The organism is Gordonia amicalis NBRC 100051 = JCM 11271, from assembly GCF_000332995.1.
Lineage (GTDB): Bacteria > Actinomycetota > Actinomycetes > Mycobacteriales > Mycobacteriaceae > Gordonia > Gordonia amicalis.
Genome location: NZ_BANS01000032.1, coordinates 1 through 21,281, shown reverse-complemented (window position 1 = coordinate 21,281; position 21,281 = coordinate 1). Strand labels below are relative to the sequence as shown.

General features: G+C 61.7%; 19 protein-coding genes. 7 read left to right on the top strand and 12 right to left on the bottom strand.

What is annotated here, in order from left to right:
* Window positions 1–16 precede the first annotated feature (16 nt).
* The gene (locus tag GOAMI_RS15755) at window positions 17–877 is read left to right on the top strand and encodes a DUF3109 family protein (protein ID WP_024500053.1); all 861 of its coding nucleotides are present in this window, start codon (window positions 17–19) and stop codon (window positions 875–877) included.
* A gap of 33 nt (window positions 878–910) precedes the next feature.
* Here GOAMI_RS15755 and GOAMI_RS15750 read toward each other — a convergent pair whose 3' ends face one another.
* From GOAMI_RS15750 to GOAMI_RS15735, 4 genes are all read right to left on the bottom strand, one after another.
* Window positions 911–1,597, bottom strand: a complete 687-nt coding sequence (locus GOAMI_RS15750) for a winged helix-turn-helix domain-containing protein (RefSeq protein WP_006437544.1) — start codon at window positions 1,595–1,597, stop codon at window positions 911–913.
* Window positions 1,598–1,661: 64 nt separating this feature from the next.
* Window positions 1,662–3,017 (bottom strand): sensor histidine kinase, encoded by a 1,356-nt coding sequence (locus GOAMI_RS15745; RefSeq protein WP_006437543.1) that lies wholly within the window; start codon window positions 3,015–3,017, stop codon window positions 1,662–1,664.
* Window positions 3,018–3,157: 140 nt separating this feature from the next.
* Window positions 3,158–3,478 carry a GNAT family N-acetyltransferase gene (locus GOAMI_RS15740; RefSeq protein WP_006437542.1) on the bottom strand — a complete coding sequence of 107 codons (321 nt, stop codon included), beginning with the start codon at window positions 3,476–3,478 and terminating at the stop codon, window positions 3,158–3,160.
* Window positions 3,479–3,578: 100 nt separating this feature from the next.
* Complete coding sequence (locus GOAMI_RS15735; RefSeq protein WP_006437541.1) at window positions 3,579–4,325, bottom strand: phosphoglyceromutase; 747 nt, start codon at window positions 4,323–4,325, stop codon at window positions 3,579–3,581.
* Window positions 4,326–4,493: 168 nt separating this feature from the next.
* Between GOAMI_RS15735 and GOAMI_RS15730 the strand changes: the two genes are divergently transcribed.
* Window positions 4,494–5,939, top strand: a complete 1,446-nt coding sequence (locus tag GOAMI_RS15730) for an APC family permease (protein WP_006437540.1) — start codon at window positions 4,494–4,496, stop codon at window positions 5,937–5,939.
* Window positions 5,940–6,283: 344 nt separating this feature from the next.
* Here the strand turns inward: GOAMI_RS15730 and GOAMI_RS15725 are convergent, their stop codons facing one another.
* The 6 genes from GOAMI_RS15725 to GOAMI_RS15700 all read right to left on the bottom strand — a co-directional run bounded on the left by GOAMI_RS15725 (window position 6,284) and on the right by GOAMI_RS15700 (window position 17,065).
* Window positions 6,284–8,902: a TrlF family AAA-like ATPase gene (locus tag GOAMI_RS15725; protein ID WP_157228333.1), complete on the bottom strand. Its 2,619-nt coding sequence runs from the start codon at window positions 8,900–8,902 to the stop codon at window positions 6,284–6,286.
* 6 nt (window positions 8,903–8,908) lie between these two features.
* Entirely contained in the window at window positions 8,909–9,631 is a 723-nt protein-coding gene (locus GOAMI_RS15720; protein WP_006437538.1) for a M48 family metallopeptidase, read from the bottom strand.
* Window positions 9,618–12,713, bottom strand: coding sequence for a type I restriction endonuclease subunit R (locus tag GOAMI_RS15715; RefSeq protein ID WP_006437537.1), 3,096 nt, complete (start codon window positions 12,711–12,713; stop codon window positions 9,618–9,620). The genes GOAMI_RS15720 and GOAMI_RS15715 overlap by 14 nt, the downstream gene beginning before the upstream one ends.
* Window positions 12,710–13,906: a restriction endonuclease subunit S gene (locus GOAMI_RS15710; protein ID WP_081598261.1), complete on the bottom strand. Its 1,197-nt coding sequence runs from the start codon at window positions 13,904–13,906 to the stop codon at window positions 12,710–12,712. The genes GOAMI_RS15715 and GOAMI_RS15710 overlap by 4 nt, the downstream gene beginning before the upstream one ends.
* The gene (locus GOAMI_RS15705; RefSeq protein ID WP_006437535.1) at window positions 13,906–16,338 is read right to left on the bottom strand and encodes a type I restriction-modification system subunit M; all 2,433 of its coding nucleotides are present in this window, start codon (window positions 16,336–16,338) and stop codon (window positions 13,906–13,908) included. The genes GOAMI_RS15710 and GOAMI_RS15705 overlap by 1 nt, the downstream gene beginning before the upstream one ends.
* Window positions 16,339–16,537: 199 nt before the next feature.
* A complete protein-coding gene (locus tag GOAMI_RS15700; protein WP_040004901.1) occupies window positions 16,538–17,065 on the bottom strand; it encodes a hypothetical protein in 528 nt (175 codons plus the stop codon).
* 77 nt (window positions 17,066–17,142) lie between these two features.
* Between GOAMI_RS15700 and GOAMI_RS15695 the strand changes: the two genes are divergently transcribed.
* The 4 genes from GOAMI_RS15695 to GOAMI_RS15680 all read left to right on the top strand — a co-directional run bounded on the left by GOAMI_RS15695 (window position 17,143) and on the right by GOAMI_RS15680 (window position 18,546).
* Entirely contained in the window at window positions 17,143–17,535 is a 393-nt protein-coding gene (locus GOAMI_RS15695; protein ID WP_255219201.1) for a hypothetical protein, read from the top strand.
* Window positions 17,532–17,789: a hypothetical protein gene (locus GOAMI_RS15690; protein ID WP_006437532.1), complete on the top strand. Its 258-nt coding sequence runs from the start codon at window positions 17,532–17,534 to the stop codon at window positions 17,787–17,789. The genes GOAMI_RS15695 and GOAMI_RS15690 overlap by 4 nt, the downstream gene beginning before the upstream one ends.
* 203 nt (window positions 17,790–17,992) lie before the next feature.
* Complete coding sequence (locus GOAMI_RS23550; protein ID WP_255219200.1) at window positions 17,993–18,355, top strand: hypothetical protein; 363 nt, start codon at window positions 17,993–17,995, stop codon at window positions 18,353–18,355.
* Entirely contained in the window at window positions 18,352–18,546 is a 195-nt protein-coding gene (locus GOAMI_RS15680) for a hypothetical protein (RefSeq protein WP_006437530.1), read from the top strand. The genes GOAMI_RS23550 and GOAMI_RS15680 overlap by 4 nt, the downstream gene beginning before the upstream one ends.
* Before the next feature lie 219 nt (window positions 18,547–18,765).
* Here the strand turns inward: GOAMI_RS15680 and GOAMI_RS23060 are convergent, their stop codons facing one another.
* Window positions 18,766–18,936, bottom strand: coding sequence for a hypothetical protein (locus GOAMI_RS23060; RefSeq protein WP_157228332.1), 171 nt, complete (start codon window positions 18,934–18,936; stop codon window positions 18,766–18,768).
* A gap of 19 nt (window positions 18,937–18,955) precedes the next feature.
* A complete protein-coding gene (locus GOAMI_RS23055) occupies window positions 18,956–19,147 on the bottom strand; it encodes a hypothetical protein (protein ID WP_157228331.1) in 192 nt (63 codons plus the stop codon).
* Between the two features lie 456 nt (window positions 19,148–19,603).
* Between GOAMI_RS23055 and GOAMI_RS23050 the strand changes: the two genes are divergently transcribed.
* Window positions 19,604–20,722, top strand: a complete 1,119-nt coding sequence (locus GOAMI_RS23050) for a type IV secretory system conjugative DNA transfer family protein (protein ID WP_157228330.1) — start codon at window positions 19,604–19,606, stop codon at window positions 20,720–20,722.
* The last annotated feature ends 559 nt before the right edge of the window (window positions 20,723–21,281 follow it).

Sequence of the window (21,281 nt, the reverse complement as noted above, 5' to 3'; positions counted from 1 at the left end):
GGCTACCGTTGTGGTCGTGACCGCCATCTCGCCGTCCGCGCCACGAATCACCCCCGCCCCGGAGGTCGAACTCGACTTTCCGCGCGAATGGTACGAATTCGTCGATCCGGCCGATCCCGAACACCACATCAGAGCCGACCTGACCTGGCTGCTGTCGCACTGGACGTGCGTCTTCGGCACCCCGGCCTGCCAGGGCATCCTGCCCGGACGCGAGACCGACGGCTGCTGTAGCCACGGCGCCTACCTGTCCGACTCCGACGACCGCAAACGTCTCGCCCACGGCGTCTCGATGCTCACCCCCGAGGACTGGCAGTTCCACAACAAGGGTTCCGGCAAGAACCCACTCGGCCCCAAGGGCTACCTCGAGGAGGGTGACCTCGATGACGAGCCCGCGCTGAAGACGCGACTTCACAAGGGCGCGTGCATCTTCCTGAACCGTCCGGGCTTCGCCGGCGGCGTGGGTTGTGCACTGCACTCGATGGCCTTGCGCAAGGGCCTCGAGCCGCTCACCGTCAAGCCCGACGTGTGCTGGCAGCTGCCGGTGCGCCGTGAGCAGGACTGGGTGGAACGTCCCGACGGCACCCAGGTGTTGCAGACCACGATCACCGAGTTCGACCGCCGTGGCTGGGGCGAGGGCGGGCACGATCTCAAGTGGTACTGCTCGGGATCGCCCGACGCACACGTCGGCGCGAAGCAGGTCTGGGAGTCCTATGCGCCCGAGCTGACCGAGCTCATCGGCGCCGCCGCCTACGAGGCCCTCGCGGCCGCATGCCGGCGCCGGAACGGGTTGGGGCTCATCGCCGTTCACCCGGCAACAACAGCCGCGACCGCGCGTCGCGAGACCGACGTCAAATACGAGCTGCAGCCGCCGGAGTGACACGGGTGCGCGGGGACACCCCGCGCACCCGGCTCAGGCCTCCAGTTTGTATCCGAGTCCGCGAACGGTGATGAGGTGTTTCGGGTTGGCCGGGTCCGGCTCGATCTTGGAGCGCAGGCGCTTCACGTGCACGTCCAGGGTCTTGGTGTCGCCGACGTAGTCGGCACCCCAGACGCGATCGATCAGCTGCCCGCGCGTCAGCACACGGCCGGCATTGCGCAGAAGGTATTCGAGGAGATCGAATTCCTTGAGCGGCATGGTGATCGATTCACCGTTGACCGCGACGGTATGACGCTCGACGTCCATCCGGACCGGGCCCGCCTCGAGGACACCGAGATCGAGGTCCTCCTCGGCGGTGTCGCCCCCGCGTCGCAGGACCGCCCGGATGCGGGCGATGAGTTCCCGTGCCGAGTACGGCTTGGTCACGTAGTCGTCGGCACCGAGTTCCAGGCCGACGACCTTGTCGATCTCGGTGTCGCGGGCTGTCACCATGATCACCGGCACATTCGACCGGGCCCGTAGGGCCTTGCAGATCTCTGTCCCCGACATCCCGGGCAGCATCAGGTCGAGGAGCACGATGTCGGGGCTCACGCGGTCGAAGGTCGGCAGCGCCTGCGCACCGTCGTTGACGATGCTGGCCTCGAACCCTTCCTTGCGCAGTAGGAACGCCAGCGGATCAGCCAGCGATTCCTCGTCCTCGACGATCAGCACGTGGGTCAACTCTCAGATTCCTTCGTTGTCGTCACCGCAGGGGTGGCCGATCGGATCGGCAGATGGTGGGGACTCACCTGGACCCCCCATCCTCGGTGGACCAGTCCATGTCGGAGAGGTCCTCGGGGATGCACAGCGTGAAGGTGGAGCCCGTACCGGGTTCGCTCCACAGGTTGATCGTGCCGCCGTGATTGGCGGCCACGTGTTTGACGATGGCCAGGCCCAGTCCGGTACCACCGGTCATCCGCGACCTCGCCTGGTCGACGCGGAAGAACCGTTCGAAGACACGCTGCTGGTCGGCGCGCGCGATGCCGATGCCCCGGTCGGTCACGGCGATCGCCACCATGGGCCGGCCGTCGATCTTGATGATGCGGCGGCTGATCGAGACGACGGTGTCCGGAGGCGAATAGGCGATGGCGTTGGTGATCAGGTTGTTGAGAGCGGTCAGCAGCAGGAGCCGGTCGCCGCGGATCGTCGCGCCGATCGGGTCGTCGGACCGCAGTTCGATCGCCGCCGCCTCCGCCGTCAGCGTCGCCGCCGAGAGGGCGTCGTCGATCAGTTCGTCGACACCGACCGGGGTGAACTCGGGGGTGTCGCCCTCCTGCAGGCGGGACAGGGCCAGCAGCTCGCTCACCAGCCTGCCCATGCGTTTGGTCTCCCCGACCACCCGTTGCCCGAAGTGCCGGACCGACTCGACGTCGTCGGCTGATTCCAGGAGGGCCTCGGCCAGCAATCCGATGGCTCCGACCGGCGTCTTGAGTTCGTGCGACACGTTCGCCACGAAGTCGCGCCGGGTGGCCTCCAGACGCTTGTGTTCGGTGTCGTCGAGGCCGTAGACCACGGCGTAGCGCTCGTCGTCCTGTGCCACCACCTTGGCGAGGCACCGCACGTGTTCGACGATGGGTCGCGGGGTGCGGCCGGTGGAGACGAAGCCGAGGGTCGAGGTGGGCGGGTTGAACTCGAAGTGGTGATCGACGTGGGAGTCGAGGACGTCCTTGACCGCATCCCAGACGGGGTCGGCGAGCAGCATCTCGCGGACGATGCCCAGTTCGACGGCCCGCTGGTTGAACATCACGACATCCCGGAACTCGTCGACCACCGCGACGGCGGTCGACGAATGGCGGACCACCATGCTCAACAGGCCGGCCTTGGTCATGCGGCCGTCGGCGGTCGTCGACGCGACGTCGGAATCGCGGATCTCGGCGGATGCCGACACGGCCCGCGGCACCAGCGCGCGGTCGGTGGCCGGAACCGGCAGGGCAGCGTCTGGAGAGCACTGGAATTCCGCGGGTGCACGTCCCCGGCTGGACGATGAGCGGAGCGCGAGGCGTCGGGACCGCCGGGGTGCGTCGAGTCGACGGCCCAGCATGACTCCGAGGATGAGCGCGAGTACGAACGCGATCGTCGCGGCTGAGATTGCGGCGGCCACCCGCTCAGCTTACGGCCGAACCAACTCCGGTCGCACATAGGTCGCAGCTGTTCGGCAGCTGTTCACGCGCCGTTGGCCGAAGAGGTGGCGGTCGGCGCGGATGACCGTCGACGGGTGATGACCCCGCCGCCGGCGCGAGGTCACTGCGGGACCGGGACCGCCATGTCCGCGAACTCCGGGTGGCGCTCGATGAAACGCTGAACGTACGAACACACCGGGACCACCTGCTTGCCGCTCGCCCGGATGTCCTCGAGGACGAACCGAACGAGTTGTCCCGCATAGCCATGCCCGCTGTACTGCTCACGGATCACGGTGTGGGTCAGCACGACCTGGTAGTACTCGGAGACATAGTCGAGATAGCCGACGACCTCGTCCTCGCCGAAGGAATCAGAGACGAGAACCGCCTCATACCTTTCCTGAGCGGGGGAATGATCGATCCGCAGGGTGCCCACATCCGCCATAGCGTCTAATGTAGCGCGGGTCACACCAAAGAAGCTATCGCGATTATGTTACACGCTCCTCGCACGGCCTCCCGGACGGCGGGCGCGCCGCCGTGAAGGCCTACTTCTGACCCTGGGCCGCGACGGCAGCCGCGCCGGCGGCAGCCGCCTCGGGGTCCAGGTAGGTGCCACCCGGATTCAGCGGCTTGAGGTTCTCGTCGAGGTCGTAGCGCAGCGGGTTGCCGGTCGGGATGTTCAGGCCCGCGATGTCCTCGTCGGAGATGTCGTCGAGGTACTTCACGAGCGCCCGCAGCGAGTTGCCGTGTGCGGCGATGAGCACGGTCTTGCCCGCCCGGAGATCGGCGGCGATCGTCTCGGTGAAGTACGGGATCATGCGCGCCACGACGTCCTTGAGGCACTCGGTCAGCGGCACCTGGTCGAGGTCGGCGTACCGCGGATCGCCGACCTGGCTGTACTTCGCGTCGGGCTCGATGGCCGGCGGCGGGGTGTCGTAGCTGCGACGCCACAGCATGAACTGCTCCTGGCCGTACTTCTCCAGGGTGTCGGCCTTGTTCAGGCCCTGGAGCGCACCGTAGTGACGCTCGTTGAGACGCCAGTCGCGGACCACCGGAATCCAGTGGCGGTCGGCGCGGTCGAGGGCGATCTGCGCCGTCGAGATCGCGCGTCGCAGAACCGAGGTGTACAGGACGTCGGGCAGGAGGTCATGCTCGACGAGCAGTTCGCCGGCCCGCTCGGCCTCGGCCTTTCCCTTGTCCGTGAGCGCCACGTCCACCCATCCGGTGAACTGGTTGGACGCATTCCATTCGCTCTCGCCGTGACGCATCAGGATCAGGGTGCCGTTGCTCATGGGCGATAGTTTCGCACAGACGCGCTGGGCCCACTTCCCACCGCCCCCGACCCCGCCCTCTCCCGTCGCCCCGACCCCTCCCACCCCCGGATCGGCCCGTCCGACGAATCGGCGGTGACCGGCGCAATTCGCTCGGCGGCCCTGGTATCCGAGGGCTAGCGTGATCCCATGACTGCCAGCACAAATGCCGGGGAGACCGGCAAGAATGCCGAACAGCAGCCCGAACTCAAACGCGTACTCGGTCCGAAGCTGCTGCTCCTGTTCATCATCGGCGACATCCTGGGCACCGGCATCTACGCGCTGACCGGACAGGTGGCCGGCGAGGTCGGGGGCGCGGCGTGGCTACCTTTCCTCATCGCCTTCACCGTCGCGACGCTCACCGCGTTCTCGTATCTCGAGCTCGTGACGAAGTATCCGGAGGCCGCAGGCGCAGCGCTGTACGTGCACAAGGCCTTCGGTATCCACTTCGTCACCTTCATCGTCCTGTTCACGGTGATGTGCTCGGGCATCACATCGGCGACGACGGCGTCTCGTGCCTTCGCGGTCAACATGCTGACCGCGTTCAGCGGCGACACCCCCGACGCCACGAATCCGGCCCTGTACGCGGTGGCCATCGGCTTCCTGCTGCTCGTCATGTTCATCAACTTCCGCGGCGTCGCCGAGGGCGTCGGCACCAACGTGGTGCTGACGCTGGTGGAGCTCTCCGGTCTGCTGCTCGTGCTGTTCATCGGGTACTGGTTCATCGTCGGCGGCAACGCCGAACACTGGGATGCGGTGGTGGCCTTCGAGAGTCCCGATGACAAGACCGCCTTCGTCGCCGTCACCGCGGCGACCTCGCTGGCCTTCTTCGCGCTCGTCGGTTTCGAGGATTCGGTCAACATGGCCGAGGAGTGCAAGGAGCCGACCCGTATCTTCCCGAAGGTGATGCTGAGCGGCCTCGGCATCACCGCACTCGTCTACGTCCTCATCGCGATCTGCGCGGTGGCGATCGTGCCGGTGGGCGTGCTGGCCGAGAGCGAGACGCCGCTCGTCGACGTCGTGCAGGCAGCGGCACCGGACTTCCCGATGTCGGACCTGCTGCCGTGGATCTCGATGTTCGCCGTCGCCAACACCGCACTGATCAACATGATGATGGCCAGCCGGTTGCTCTACGGCATGGCCAAACGAGGCGTGCTGCCCAAGGTCCTGTCGTACGTGCACCCGGGTCGCCGGACGCCGTTCGCGGCCGTCCTCTTCACCACGGTCATCGCCCTGCTACTACTCACCTATGTGAGCTCCGATCCGAATAGTTCGGTCGTGGGACTGCTCGGTGGCACCACCGCGCTGCTGTTGCTGGCGGTGTTCACCGTGGTCAACGTATCGGTCCTCGTCCTGCGGCGGGACAAGGTGGAGCACAAGCACTTCCGGACCTCCACACCCGTCGCGGTGGTCGGCGCGATCACGTGCGGCTACCTCACCCTGCCGTTCACCGGCCGTGACCCCGAACAGTATGTGATCGCCGGCTGGCTCCTGTTGCTCGGCGTGGTCCTGTGGGCGCTGACGTACTGGTGGCACAAGCGGTCCGGCGGCCATGCCGTCAGCTACGACGAGGTTCCGCCGCATCAGATGAAATGACCGTCCTCGCGGCCAACGCGGACCGGGCCGAATACACCGACCCCCACCCGGTGATGTGATCACCCGGGTGGGGGTCGGTGTTCTCGTAGTCCTCGCTGGGGCCAAGGCCAACACCCCAGGAACCGCCGAACATCGCCCTGATCAGGAACAATCGGTACACCAACGTCTCCGATCGCGGATCACCGAGCAGATGCGGCGTGATGTCGTGCGGCTCTATGAGGGAGGCTTGCCGAGCAGGGCGGTCGCAAGCGAACTCGGAATTGGGCGCACAACCGTCCTGAACATATTAAGAACCGAAGGCGCTGAGCTACGGCCGCGCGGTGCTCGATACTAACCAAGCCTCTCTAGAACCCGTAGAGGTGCTGTCGCGCGTTGAATGCGTCCGGGCCTCCCTCCAGTAGGTTTTCCGCATAGGACCGAATCTTCTTGTCGTCAAGTGATCCGATCCCGCCTTCGGCTGGCCAACCGTGATAGCCGTCGCCTTCGAGAGTCACAATCAACTCAGCGTCACCGAGAACCGGAACGTTCGCATTGTGCGTACTCGCGATGATCTGGCGTTTGCCCTTTAGACTCCGAAGATTCGTGACGATACCGTCATATACGAACCGGTTGTCTAGGTCGTCCTCCGGCTGGTCGATGATGAGCGGGGCTTCCGAACCCGTGAGCAGCAGAAGCAGCAGAGCTGTCGCCTTCTGACCTTTCGAGAGCCGACTCATGCTCTTGTAGTCACGTGTCCCACTGCCGAAGCCTACGTCTAGCTTCACATCAACAGCGAGGCCAACACTCAGCTCTTCCAGCTCGCGCAATAGCGCTTCTCCTCCATCGATCACGCTATGCGCCTGGGCCCCTTTCACTCCAAAGTGGGCCAGATCTTCGGCACCCTTGCGTGCTGCTGCAACAAACGACCTAGGCGAGAAGTCTTCGGAATCGATGGCTGCCATGATGTTGTTGCGCTGACCGGTGACGGACTTGTTCACGACAGCTTTGATGTGATCCCGGTGTTGTGTCGGTACCGGTTGCACTATCACGACTCCTGCGGTGGCTTTGTTCGCGGAGCGAACGGCCTCACGGAGTCGCTCCCTCTGTCGTTGCTCATGATCATGGAGCTCACCCAGCAATACAACTCGCTCAGCCTTAAGATCACGAATACTCGCATCGATCTGTTCCCGTCGTGGAACTTTTGCCTTCAGTGTCTGAAGGTTCTGTTTCGTAGTGACGAACTTGTCTGGCTCCAAACCTTGCTCATGAAGGACTCGAAGCACCTCCTGGTACTCCTCGCGCTTCCCGGCAGCTGCCTTGATCCAGTCTTCCTTCGCCTTCAGTACAGCTTCTTCAGCATCATTCACCGCAATTTTAGTCTGCGCCGCGAGCGCAGCAAGCTTCGACGCAAGCTCCGATGTTGCCGCTGTTGCGCGATCCAAAATCGCCTTATGGGATGAGTCGTTAATTCCCTCATACGGAGCATTTAGACCGTTTTCCAGCTGCGGGTCAGCAATGGTGTCCACGACAGCTCGGATGTCACCAAGTCGCGACGACGCCTCCGTGAATACCGCCTCATCATGGGCAAGCCTCTGTTGATCAGCAAGCTTAGTAGGCACGTCAGTCGAGTCGTACTGGCGAACTTGCTCCTCGAGACGCGTCATCGCTGACAACTCCTCCTCGAGCAACATCTTCGAGTTGTCAGCTTTGTTCAGCTTCTCGCGATTTTCCGCAAGATCGGCCAGTGTCTTCTGATGCGCTTCATCAGGGCCATCTGACCCGGTAAAGCGCTGCAGCATTGTGGCAACACGTTCAGAATCCGTCGCAAGTTCGGCAAGCTCATGTTGGCCATAGATTTCGACTATCGGAAGTACGTCCTGAGGCCTCTGATTAGTGGCGGTCCCGCTCGCATCCTTGACAACAGACGGCTCGTTCACAACCCGCTCGATGGTGTACCTCTGCGGCGTCGGCACCGATGTTTCGACAACAACCCGAACAATGGTCCCCGATTTCAATACATCTCGTACGATTAGTTCGAAATCGTCAGAAACCTTCTTTCCAATCGGATCGATTCCGAGCGCAAATCGAAGACTCTCGATCGCCGTCGACTTGCCCGTACCACGTCCACCAATGAACGTAGTCAAATCCTCCGACAGCGGAAGTGTAACCCCGTCGAGAAATCCGCCCGTCCAGGAGATCTCCCGTAGTAGCGTGCGAGGAACTGCCGTGGGGTCGTTGAGCTTCACCCGAGTCTCGGGTGTCCGGATTGCGTGCTTCAAGCTCTCCAGCGAATCCGTGCTCATCTTGTACCAGCTCGTCGCGCCAAGCTTCTTGAGATCAGAAGGACCCATTACATCGTCAGCATGAAGGATCGCCAATCGATGTTTTCGCTCGAACGGCTTTTGATTTGAAGTGATCTTGTTTTGATTTACTGCGTCAGCAAGGTCAGGACTTATTCCGATAGCATTCAGTTCCGGGTGCAGTATCATTTGCTCCAGAGATTGGCCACTCATCCTGCACAAGAGGCCACTCGGATCTGCGTTGGCGTGTGCGGGCACAACCAGCGCCCCCAGCTCCGCCATCTTCTCAAGAATATGTTTGTAACTACACGATCCAGGGCCGGACCCTGTTCCGGGCTTCGATCCACATACTCCGATGGCAGCATTGATCTCTGCCCAACTTGTCCCGGCGTCGAATATGACCAGAATATGAACCCCCTCTGACGAGTTGGCTTCGAATCCAGGGAGAGCAACAATTCCACGCTCGGCCGCAGCCACAATTAGCCCCGCTGCGCTCTCAGCGCACCAGTGATCAGTGACTGCGATCAATCCGATCCCGAGCGCTTCACATTCGTCGAGCAGCGCATTGTTGTAATCAGCCTCCGAACTAAAAGACGTCGATGGCTGATTCTTGCCTTTGTATTCGTACGGATTTACCTGAAGCGCCGCCCGCACCCAACGAGCACCCGGCAATGGATCAGTCACTGGCACCTATTCCCACTCCTCCGCACCAAGCGGTGCAGCGTTTAGTTGATCTCGGCGACTTCGCCAATCCGGCAGATGCTGATCCATCAGCGTCGTGAACCGCTCCCCGTGGTTCCGCTCGAAGTAGTGCGTCATTTCATGGACGACGATGTATTCGAGGCAGTCGGGGTGCTTCTTGGCGAGTTCGACATTGAACCAGATGTGCCTGGTTTCGCGGTTGCATGACCCCCACTTGGTCTTCATGCGTCGAATCGACCACTTGGGGACGGTCACGCCGAGCTTGCCCTCCCAGGTGGTGATCACATCGGGTAGGGCATGTCGCAGCTGTTCGCGGTACCACTGGTCGAGGTAGCTGCGCCGCTTTTCGGCATCCGTCCCAGGTGGCACGTAGAGGACGAGTCGATCACCATCTGGCTCGAAGTGAGCACGACCGGGCCGCTCAACAACCTTCAGACGCTTACGAACACCCCATACGTAGTGGCTCTCACCGGTCGTCATCTCACGCTCACTCTGGCGCGGTGCTGCTTTGAGCTGCTCACGCTGGCGCTTGATCCACGGAAGTCTCTGAATTACGGCGAGGCGCACCTGGTCGTCGTCGAGCCGTTTCGGTGCTGCGACGCGGACACGACCAAGCGGCGGGTAGACGCCGATGTGCAGGTTCTTGATGTCTTTGTAGATCACGTCGACATCGATGCCTCGGATGCTGAGGTAGGCGCTAGCGGTACTCATCTTGAGCCTTCACTAGGTTGAATACCTCATCGAGCTTGTCATCGTCGTAGTCGTTGGGCAGGGTACGGCGCAGCGCACGCTTGACGACTTTCTCCTTGAGCGGGTTACCGACCCAGGCATCGGGCTTCGTCGTCCGCACAGCTTCATCCAGGCTGCGCGCGATCTCGACGTCGGGCCAGGTGAAGTCGACGAGCGCCTTGCGTGCGCCGTCGTTGACCCAATCTGGGTAGTCGTGTCCGGTACCTTCACCGGTGCCAAGCTTCTTGGCGGCTTCCAGCAGTTTTGCCAGGTACGCCTGGTAATCGATGGCCTGTTGGCGGCGCTGTTCGATGATGGCGTCGAGTAGCTCGCTCATCTTGTCGTAGTACTTCGGGTTCATGGCGTGCTCGTCGATGATCACCTTGCGCATGTTGTTGGTGATCGTCTCAGCGACCGCCTCGGGATCCTTCTTGATGCCTGGCGGCAGCTTGTCGATTGCCCCTGCGCCGAGCTTGACGATCAAATCGACCAAGCCAGTGTTTTCGAACTCGGATACGACTTCGCTGGCATCGGCCCGGATGTAGGTGTCGAGTAGGTAGCGCATACCAGCTTCGTACTGCTTGAAGTCAATGTCTTCGCCTGCGCCCAGCTTCACCTCGGCACGCACGTCGACGTAGTGCGCGATCTCCGTCTTGATCGCGGCAGCCTCGGCCTCGCTATAGCCGGCGTCGGCCATCTCGTTGGCGAGGTTGCTGTAGGCACGGGACACCGCCGACACCGCTTTGTACAGCTCGACGCGCTTCGGCTCGTTGGCTTTAAGCTGCTCGGCGTCGCCCTGGTCCTTGGCACAGAAGTACTGCTGATACTGCAAGGTGCCCTTCGGCGGTGCCACGGGCTCGACGAGTGCCCGGATGCGCTCAAGGGCATCGTCGAGGTCGTCGCGCGACTTCTCGATGCGGTCGCTCAGCAGGCCGTCGATGTCCTTCTTCTCGTAGCCGTCCAGCGCACCAGACGTGTAGTCGGTGATGGCATCTTCGAGTGAGTTGAAGAGGTCCTGGTAGTCGACGATGTAGCCGTAGTCTTTGTCTTCGCCGTCGAGGCGGTTGACGCGGCAAATCGCTTGGAACAGGCCGTGGTCGCGCATCTTCTTGTCGATGTAGAGATAGGTGGCGCTCGGTGCGTCGAAGCCTGTCAGGAGCTTGTCGACCACGATCAGCAGGCGCATCTGACCAGGGTGCTTGACGAACTGTTCTTTGACTTCTTTTTCGAACTGCTCGACTTTGCCCATCGCAGCGTCTTCGGACTCACCGAAGTAGTCAGCCAGCATGCGACGGTAGATGTCATACTGGCGTAGCTTCTCGGTCTTGCCTTCGCCGGAGTCTTCTTTAGAGATGTCGCTGGCGTTCGGGATGTAGCTGGTGACGATCGCGCACTTGCCTTTGAGGTCGGTGGCGTTGAACAGCTCATAGAACTTGCACGCCTGGTAGATCGACGAACCGACTAGCATGGCGTTGCCACGCTTGTCCATCAGGCGGGGCTTAGTCTCCATGTCCATCAGGATGTCGTCAACGATCTGACGAGCACGCGGCTCGCTAGATACAACCTTTTGCATTGTGCCCCAGCGCTTCTTGAGCTCGGCCTTCGACAGGTCGGTCATACCTTTGGTCTTGGCTTCGAACCACTTGTCGACCTTGTCGGGCGACGTGAGGTCTTGATCGATGTTGCGAGCCTCGTACTGCAAATCGAGTACCACGCCGTCTTTTACTGCGTCGTCGAACTTGTAGGTGTGGATGAACGAGCCGAAGGTCTCGATACTGGTGGCCTTGTCTGCCTTCAGTAGTGGCGTGCCGGTGAAGCCGATGAACATCGCGCCCGGGAGCAGTTCCTTCATGGCGGTGTGCATCTTGCCCGACTGGGTGCGGTGCGCCTCATCGACAAAGACGAAGATGTTGCCCTTGGCCTTGAAGTCCTTCGGTAGCTTGGCATTCAGCTCTTTGATGAAGTCTGTGGTCGCGTCGTCGTCCGAGGCGTCTGTATCTGCGCCGCGGAACTTGTGCACCAGCGAGCAGATCAGCCATTCCTCGGAGGTGTTGAGAGTCCCGATCAGGTCTGAGCCGCTCTTGGTGCGATAGATCTGCTCACTGACACCGTTGAAGACGCCCTCGATCTGGTCGTCCAACTCGGTGCGGTCGGTGATCAGCAGAACCCTCGCATCGTCCTGATGCTCCCGAATCCACTTGGCCAGCCACACCATCGTTAGGCTCTTACCCGAGCCCTGGGTGTGCCAGATGATGCCGCCCTCGCGCTTGGCGATACGCTCCTGCGCAGCCCTCACGCCGAAGTATTGGTTGTGGCGCGGACCTTTCTTGACACCCGCATCGAAGACGATGAAGTCGTGAACGAGTTCCAGGAACCGATCCTTGCTGCACAGTTGCAGTAGCGCTCGATCGAGCGGGTCCTCGACGTCAGAGGGCTCCTTCCACTCCAGCCAGTACTTCTCGGGCGTGTCGATCACGCCGTAGCGCAGTCCCTCGACGTCATTGCCGGCGAAGACGAACTGGACGGTTGAGAAGAATGAGCGGATGAACTGCTTGTCTTGGTTGCCAATTGTCTGCCGAATGCCCTCGGAGACTGCGACTTTCGACCGCTTGAGTTCGAGCGTGCCCAGCGCGAGACCGTTGACGTAGAGCACGATGTCGGGGCGCTTGGTGTGCTCCCCGGTGATCGTGACCTCTTCGGCGAGGGCGAAATGGTTCGCCTCAGGCGTGGCCCAGTCGACGAGCCAGACTGTCTCAGACCTCTCACCGGCGCCCGGCTGTACCTTTACCCCGTAGCGAAGCAGGCTATAGACATCCTTGTTGGCTTCGTACAGGTCGTGACCAGCGCCCACAGCGGCAGCCTTATCGAGCTTCTCGACGGCGCGGTTAATCAGATTGTCGTCGTAATCACGAGCCTTAAGATTCTGGATCAACAACTGCCGCTCGATGTTCGAGTTTCCAGCGCGGCCTTCCCAGTTGCCAAGATACTCATAGCCGAGCTGTTCGCGGAACAGTCTGACTACGCGATCCTGCGCTTTGCGCTCGATCTGACCCACATCACTCATGACGAGACCTCGACAGGCAGCCGGGTGCGGCCGGTCAGGAGCTGCTGCATCATGCCGGTCTTCATGTCGCGAGCTTTGGAGAGCCGAATGCGGAGGGCGTCGATCTCTCGCTCGGAGTCATGCAGTACCTCGGCGATTGCCTTCTGCTCAGTAACGTCGGGGAGCGTCAAAATGACGCTCGAAATATACGATCGAGTAGTTGCGAGCACCTTCGTTCCGGCTGCTAGACGTAGCAACTGCTCACGAAATGCTGGAATGAACTGCAAGTATGCCTTAAACCCGTCGGCAAGCACGGACTTATCGAAACGTGCGGCGATTGTGTGGAGACCCGGAACAACGCCACCACTGGGAACGTCCACGATCTCGACCGACTTGCCGACTCCTGCCGGATCCTCCGAAGCGTCCGCAAATACGAGGTCACCGCATCGTAATTGACCTGCACGTCCAGCAAGGAGGGCGCTTGCACGCGGCATCTCTTCCGCTACCGCGTCAAGCAGTACAGAAGACCGAGTATGAATGTCGCCATAGTGGAGATACTTTAGTGGCGACTTCGCGTCAAGTTGAGCTCGCGAGAGTGCAACAGTTTTCACGTAGCTCACGTGGTCGCCCAGTCGAATGTCAGTCCACTCGTCAGCGAATCCTGGCAGGCGGGTGCGGCCGGTGAGGAGTTGCTGCATCATGCCCCGCTTGATCGCCTGCTTCTTGGTAATGAGGCGTTCGAGAGCGGTGATTTGACCGTCGGTATCCGACAGTGCCTCGGCAATACGTCTCTGCTCTTCCAGGGGAGGTTTTGCAACCTGGACGGACAGGCACGACTGTTTATTGAGTTTTGGTTGAGCCGTTCCCGTATTCAATCCCGAGTAGTCGAGGCTTTCCAGGTACGCCGTTAAGAAGTCGATATCGAAGTCGCTACGCGGACGCAGTACGTGGGCATGGTTATTAACCCAGCATTTACCGGAGACCTTGAAAGCTAATGGAACCACTCGACTGAGGATATTCTCCCCGTCTTCACCGAGGAGGATGAGATCCTCATCGAATAGATACTGGTTTACATGATCGACAACTCCCGATGCTCCGTAGTATGGAATCGACCCTCGCATCTTGGCGCGATCTCCGACCCTAACGGGTCGACGTTTTGAATCAAGGAATTCGACAGCATCACCAAGGCCCACCTGCCGCCAGGCTGAAGTCATCACGCCTGAACCCCCATGGCTGCAAGGTGCCCAATGATTTTGGCATCTAGTCTTTCTAGCTCGATATCTAGCCGATTTACAGTGTCGTCGTATCTCTCTCCGAGTTGCCGGATACGTGCGACCAGGTGAAGCGTCAGTGATTCGGCCTCAGCGGCAACACGGCGCACAACTGTCTCCCGCCACTTGTCGCCGAGAACAAGTGTCTTGACGTCCTTCTCGGTGAGGTTGCCGTACTTCTTGAGCGTGGCGAGGTCGAGGTCGCCTTGTGCGTCCTTGACGGCCTTCTTGGCTGCAGCTTCGGCGTTGTACAGCCTGGTGGCGTGCTGGAGTGCCTTGATTTCGGCGGGATCGCCGCTGGTCTTGATGGCCTTCAGTCGCGCGGCGACGAGCGCCTTGGTGATCTTGTCGTCTTCCATGGCGTCGGCGAGGAGTCCGTCTTCGACAGTATGTTCCTCGACATACTCATCGACGGCGCGGGTGGTTTCTTCGGCGGCAGCGGTGAGTTCATCGACCTTGGCCTGCTCGTCGGAAAAGTAGCGGGCCACGATGAGCGCTGGCGGGATGAGGTCCATCTTGTACTTGGTTGCGCTGCGACCGGAGCCGACAACAAGATCGGGGGTTTCGGAGAGCTTGCGCTCCTTGTCCTCGATGGTCTTGCGCGGCTTGGCGGCGTTCAGCCAGCCGTCGGCCATGATTAGGTAGACGTCGTCGTGCATCGTGTCGTGCCAGTAGTTCATGAGCTGCTCGTAAACGTCGTACTCGTCGAGCAGTGGCATCGATTTGAAGCGTGCCAGTAGGTCGTCGCCGATGGTAGTGATGAGTTCATTCGGTTTCGTGTCGGCGGTGATGCCGGCCAATGCGTCGCGATGCGAAGCGAACCAGTCGTCGACGATGCCTCTGGCCTCGTCACGCAGCTTGTGGAAGCCGGGGGCGTCGAGGATGGCCTGCTGCACGGCGCTGACGTCGATGGTCAGATCCCAGTAGCCAGGGCGATTCGGCCGGAAAAGCTGCGCGCGGAGCTGCGGGAATGCCTTCCAGTAGTCATCGAGTAGGTCAAGGTCGCGATCTGGGATGCCGCCGTGGAGGTGTGCGTGCAGGTCCTGTAGGTCTTCTGGCTCAGAGGAGTCGATGTAGCGCGGAATGTTGAGGTTGTAGTCGTTCTTCGGATCAGCGATCTCGCTCATCGGCACCATGCGCGAGTAGCGATCGTCCTCCCGTTGGTTGTTGAAGGTGTCGACGATTTTGTGGATGTCTTGGCTCCGGAGGCGGTTTTTGTTGCCGTCCTTGATGAAGCCTTTGGACGCGTCGATCATGAACACACCGGTACGTCCGACCGCGTTTTCCTTATCGAGGATCACGATGCAGGCGGGGATGCCCGTGCCATAAAACAGGTTGGCGGGCAAGCCGATGATGCCCTTGATGAACCCGTGCTGCAGTAGGCGCTTACGGATGCCAGCTTCGGCGTGGCCGCGGAACAGGACACCATGCGGGAGGATGATCGCCCCCTTGCCGGCGCTCTTGAGTGATGTCAGTGCGTGGAGCAGGAACGCGTAGTCGCCGTTCTTCTCTGGCGGGCGGCCGTACTCGAAGCGGTTGTAGTCGTGTTCGAGGCCGTTGTTCCATGATTTCACCGAGAACGGCGGGTTCATGACCACGAAGTCGAAGGTCTTGAGGTGACTACCCGCGACCGTCTGCGGACTCGTGATGGTGTCGCCCTTGTAGATTTCGGCAATCTCGTTACCGTGCAGGATCATGTTCATCTTGGACAGTGCCCAGGTGGCGTTGTCCTTCTCCTGGCCGTAGATCGACATGCCTCGCGGTGCCTCGGCTGCTGCCTTGAGCAGGAGCGAGCCGGACCCACAGGCCGGGTCGTAGACCGTCTGATCCTGTCGGGTGCTTGCACCGATGCCGACGACCTTGGCGAGGATGCGCGACACTTCGGCTGGGGTATAGAACTGGCCTTTGCTCTTGCCGGACTCTGTGGCGAAGTGGCGCATGAGGTACTCGTAGGCGTCACCGAGCAGGTCGTCACCCTCAGCACGTGAGCCTCGGAAATCGAGGTCATTGAAGATCGTGACAAGCTTGGAGAGGCGATCCACCATCTCCTTGCCCTTGCCAAGCTTCTCCTCGTCGTTGAAGTCGGCTAGATCGATGACGTTACGCAGATCGTTGGCGTCGGCGAGCTTGGCGATAATCTTGTTGAACTTGTCGCCAATCTCCTTGTCGTTCTTCGCGGCCAGCATGTCGTCGAACGATCCGCCTTCTGGCACGTCGATCAGGCTGGCCGAATCAGCCTTCGCCTTGTCGGAGACGTACTTCACGAACAGCAAGGTCAGGATGTAATCCTTGTACTGCGAGGCATCCATGCCGCCTCGAAGCTGGTCGCAACTTGCCCACAGGGATGAGTAGAGGTCCGACTTCTTGAGTGCCACAGCTGGTCTACCTTCGCTTCTTCCAGGCATCTGATGCCATTTTACCACTAGTTCGAACAAATGTGCGAAGAATCACTGAGTGGTTCGCCGCCGCACGGATAGCATGTCAAACCAGTCGGACACCACGGAGCGGACACGGCGTGATCAGCCTCATTCCGTCACTCGGAGGACACTGCCTGGCCAGGCACTGAGCGCAGCCCTAGGTGTCGTAGAACCCACGACCGTTTTCCTTGAACCACGCCTGTAGTCGCCGAATCAACTCGGCGTATTCAGTCAGTGTGAGCTCCTTAATCGCATTCAACGCGATATTGATTTTGTAATCCTCAGGTTGTGACGAATTTTGATACTCGAGGCTATATGTCTCAATCAAACTCGCAAAGGTAAGCAGCGCGTTCGCTTCGGGCTGTTTCCGAAACGTGTCGACCGAGTGATAGCCCAATCGCGTGGCTGCGGCTTCGCGGAGAACCGTCGGATTGGCTCCTCTGCGTCCCTGCTCAAGCCCAAGCAAGATGCCGATTGCCGTTCCCTGCGCTCCTTCACTCCGCATCTTGTACACGCTGCGGAGCAGGTTCTCGACATGCTCCGCGTTGTCTGCACCGGTGGTCTGCACGGCCACTTCGCGTAGTGCGGGCACGTCGTCGATGTAGTCCACCAGCCTGTGCAATCCACGCCGCCGCACGACCTTCAAGTCAACGACGAGGCGATCACGAAGGCTCGATTCCGGCATGACCCCATTTTGCCCGGCAACTGCCCAGTTCTCAGCCGAAAAGTACGGCGCGTTTTGCGCAAACCTAGAGGTAGAGGGTGGTCAGCGGATTTGCCCCAAACCCGAACGGAGACAGCATGACTGAGATTGACCGTTTCACAACTTCGGCTACAGGCGTCAGCAATACCTGGTTGGGTGGCCGAGCACTGTCGCGCCAGGTTGCCCGCGACCTCGCGGCCATCAATCACTCGACCGAGGTGAGTACCGCTCGTGTAGCGGCGGCCGGTGAGGTTCAGCAGGCACGGATCGATGCCGTCGCTCGAGCTGGCGCGTACGCCATGCAGCAGGTCGCACTGGTGTCACAGATGCAGCAACAGCTCGCACTGGCGGCACCGGCAGCGTCCGGCGATCTCGACTTCATCAAGACCATGACCGCCGTCGGTATCGGCCAGATCGTCGCTGACACGGGTCGGGCGGTGAACCGGCGATGACCACGTTCGTGATCATTCTGGTGGCCGCAGCCGCGATCCTAGCGACGCTGTATCTCGTCGGATTCCTCATCGACATCTGCGACGAGTCCGACCGCCAGATCGAGATTGCCCGCGTCAGGCGAGAGCGCCGCCAAGCCGAGGCGCGGATGAACCGTCTCACCTCGTCCGCAATCCAGCAGATGACCGAAGCGGCCGCACCGCACGGCATCTTCTGCCAGTGCGCACAGTGCGTCGGGCGAGGAGGCCAGCCATGACGACAGCTGATCTCGAGGTCGTAACGCTCGGAGTTCAGTCCGACTACATCTCGACAGAGCAGATCGATCAGGCTAGGCGGAGCCTGACTCGCTGGGTGTGCACTACCGCGAAGGCTATAGCTCGGGAGTGCGGCTTCGCATGGACGCCACAGCCGGACGCGCCGTCAACGTATCCGGACCTGTGCGCCGCGCACGCCCGTTCTGTGGAGTCGGGCGAGTCGTTGCCGGTGTCGTCGGAGAACTCGGCCTCGGTGATCCTGACGTCACCCGACGCCAACTTCGCCTGGCGATTCGTGCACGACGTGACGCATGTCGAACGCGGCCTCAGCTTCTCGCTCCCTGATGAGTATGAGCTGGCCTTGTGGCACCTGTCCGAACTGGAGCGAGAGGGATTCGGCCCGCACAGCCTGGAGTACGCCTTCCTGAAGGCCGACACACTCGGCCAGGTGATTATCAACGCGGTGGCCCGTCGGTTTCCGGCCGATCAGGAACTGTTCGATCTGGAGTGTCAGCGCTACGGGTTCGAGCAGGGCATCCTGCGTGAGATCCGCCGGGGGTCGTCGTGAGTGGCGATCCCGGTGGGCTCGGGGGCCGGCTGCTCAACGCCTGTCTCGCTGTATTCGTCAGCGCCATGGCGCTCTACGGTGCGATCTACATCCTGCAAGCGATCTGGGTACCGCTCTGCATCACCATCGCAACCGTTGCGATTATCGGCGGATCTTTCACGCTCATTTATCGACATTTTCGCCGCTGGTAATTCAGGTCCGAACGAGTTCCAGCCGGTGTTGTGGAATGCGCCGGGCATATTGACTGCTGCATTCGTGCAGCTCATAGTAAGGCCATGGCCGCTGCATAAATGCAGCACACCAATCGCCATTCAAATTTATCAGCTAACCACCGAAAGGAGGGTGTATTCACTATGTCCAAAAAACACTCGCGCACATCGCAACCGCTAAAGCGTGGGAGAAATCGGCAGCTACGGATTCGCGGCCAACTTCGATCCGACCCCGACCTGGGACGGATCGCCCGCACGGTAGTTGCTATTGCCGTCGCACAGGCCGAGAAAGAAGCACAGGAACAGGTCGAACGACGCGCGGAGCGCCAGGAGACCGACCATGAATGAGGCCACCCGGCTGGTCTTTGTCACCTTGTCGATCCCCGCTCCGCTATCGATCGAGGCCGCCCACGCCGCCGTGGTCGCTCTGGCAGGACTCAGCGGGCAGCCGCAGATCGTCATCGAGACGTTCGGCAGCAATCGACACGTGCGGTGGCGGATCGGGATGCCGGTGCGCCACCGCCACCAGGTGATCGAGGTGTTGCGCACCCATCTTCCCGGCCTCGTCGTCGACGAGCCACATCCCCTCCCAGCCGGGCCGCGCGCCGATGTGGCCACGAAGGTCCGCGTCCGGTCACGGTCTGCGATCGAGGGCTCACTCGCACATGAATCCACTGAATCGGTGACGCGGGGAGTCCTCGGTGCGCTGGCGGTCGCCGGTCGGCATGAAAGCGTCTACCTCCAGGTGATACTCGGACCGCGCAAGACCCCCCAGCTGCCGCCTCAGCAGCTCCGCGGCGGAGACCGCACGCTCGCCGTCGCCAAGCTCCGCGAGTTCCGGTTCGGCTGCGCCATCCGCGTCGCGGCAACAGCCGCAGACGACGACCGAGCCCGACACCTGGCGGAACGCGTCATCGCCGCAATTCGCGGACTCAACGCCCCGTCCGCCCAGCTCACTGCCAGCCGTATGGCCACTACGTCATTCGACCGCGCGCGTGCACCGTGGTTCTGGACGACGACGCTGAGCGTCAGTGAGGTCGTGGCGCTGACCGCGTGGCCCATCGCGCACCGCGACGCCGCGCCGCTTCCCGGAGTGCCGTCGCGACATCCGAAGCTACTTCCCACCTCCGCCAGCACGCCGAAGGAGGGCCGCGCCGTCGGGGTATCGACCGCACGGCCGGAGCGACCAATTGCTATCTCGGTTCGTGACTCGCTGTCCGGCATCGCCATCACCGGCCCGACCGGCGTGGGTAAATCAAACCTGCTCGGCCAATTTGCGCTGGCAGATATTGCGGCAGGACGCGGACTTGTCGTGATCGACCCCAAGGGCGACCTGATCGACGACATATTGCAGCGTGCCGACGAATCACGTCTCGACGACATCGCCGTCGTCGACGCCACCGACCCGGCGCCCATCGGCATTAACGGCCTGGTCGGTGCGACCGATCCAGACCTCGCGGCCGACACCATCCTCGGCGTCTTCCACTCGCTGTGGGCCGACGCGTGGGGACCACGCACGCAAGATGTCCTACACGCCAGCCTCCTGACGCTCGCCCGACGTGGTGACGCCTCGATCGCCATGTTGCCGCTGCTACTCACCAATCCCGGCTTTCGGCGTTCGATCGTCGGTCGAGTGGCCCGCGAGGACCCGATGGGGCTCGGTGGGTTCTGGGCATGGTGGGAGAGCCTCAGCGACAACGAGCAGGCTCAGGCCACCGCGCCGCTGCTGCGCCGAGTGCGACCGATCCTGCTCCGTCCCGGCCTGCGGGGCATCCTCGGCCAGCGCCGTCCCAAATTCGATCTGTCCGACGTGTTCACTAAGCGCCGCATCCTGCTGGTCAGTCTGGAGAAGGGCAAGATCGGCCCCGAAGCTGCCGCACTGCTCGGGTCCCTGATCGTCTCGCAACTGTGGACCGCGACCCTCGCTCGAGCCGCTCAGTCACCGCAGTCTCGGCACCCGGTCACCATCTTGATCGACGAAGTCCAAGACTACCTTCGGCTCCCAGGCGACATCGGTGACGCACTGGCGCAAGCATGCGGGCTCGGCATCGGCTACACCCTGGCGCACCAGCACCTCGGTCAACTTCCCAAGTCGATTCGCGAAGCCGTTACTGCAAACGCCAGAACGCGCATCGCCCTTCCAGCTAAGTCACCCTGACGCCCGCGAGTTCGCCAGTCTCACCAGCGGTCAGCTCGAACCCGCCGACTTCGAGACGCTCCCGGCCTTCCAGGCGTACGCCCAGATCCTGCACCAGAACACGCCTGGCCCGTGGGTGAGTGTCACCACCACGAAGATGCCCGACCCTGTCCGGTCAGCCGCATCAATCCGACGGCGCTCCCGCGAGCGCTACGGCCAGCCGCTCAGCGAGGTCGAAGCCGATTTGCTGTCACTGACCGAACGCCGCACCGTCCGTGAATCCTTCGGTCGCACCAAGCGATCCGACACGGAAGGGGGTACGTCATGACTAGTTACACCCCAGGACAGGGCATTCCACCCGCCATTCCGGCCGGCTCATCCGCCGTTTCGCCGACATCTCAGGTCAGTCGTGAATCTGTACGCGCTCAGGGGACGAATACTCCGCCGACGATGTCGACGGAGAGCGCCCGAGTCCTGCAACCGGACAAGCGACGCCGCCGGATCGACCGCGACGAACTTCGGCGCATAAGTGAGGCTATGCCGGAGCGCGACCGTGAGGTTCTGCGCCGCATCGACGGAG

Excerpts from the sequence above, each read along its gene's own strand:
- GOAMI_RS15740 (WP_006437542.1), bottom strand. The coding sequence starts at position 3,478 with ATGGCGGATGTGGGCACCCTGCGGATCGATCATTCCCCCGCTCAGGAA.
- GOAMI_RS15735 (WP_006437541.1), bottom strand. The coding sequence starts at position 4,325 with ATGAGCAACGGCACCCTGATCCTGATGCGTCACGGCGAGAGCGAATGG.
- GOAMI_RS15730 (WP_006437540.1), top strand. The coding sequence starts at position 4,494 with ATGACTGCCAGCACAAATGCCGGGGAGACCGGCAAGAATGCCGAACAG.
- GOAMI_RS15720 (WP_006437538.1), bottom strand. The coding sequence starts at position 9,631 with ATGAGTACCGCTAGCGCCTACCTCAGCATCCGAGGCATCGATGTCGAC.
- GOAMI_RS15715 (WP_006437537.1), bottom strand. The coding sequence starts at position 12,713 with ATGAGTGATGTGGGTCAGATCGAGCGCAAAGCGCAGGATCGCGTAGTC.
- GOAMI_RS15710 (WP_081598261.1), bottom strand. The coding sequence starts at position 13,906 with ATGACTTCAGCCTGGCGGCAGGTGGGCCTTGGTGATGCTGTCGAATTC.
- GOAMI_RS15700 (WP_040004901.1), bottom strand. The coding sequence starts at position 17,065 with ATGCCGGAATCGAGCCTTCGTGATCGCCTCGTCGTTGACTTGAAGGTC.
- GOAMI_RS15690 (WP_006437532.1), top strand. The coding sequence starts at position 17,532 with ATGACCACGTTCGTGATCATTCTGGTGGCCGCAGCCGCGATCCTAGCG.
- GOAMI_RS23055 (WP_157228331.1), bottom strand. The coding sequence starts at position 19,147 with ATGTGGCTCGTCGACGACGAGGCCGGGAAGATGGGTGCGCAACACCTC.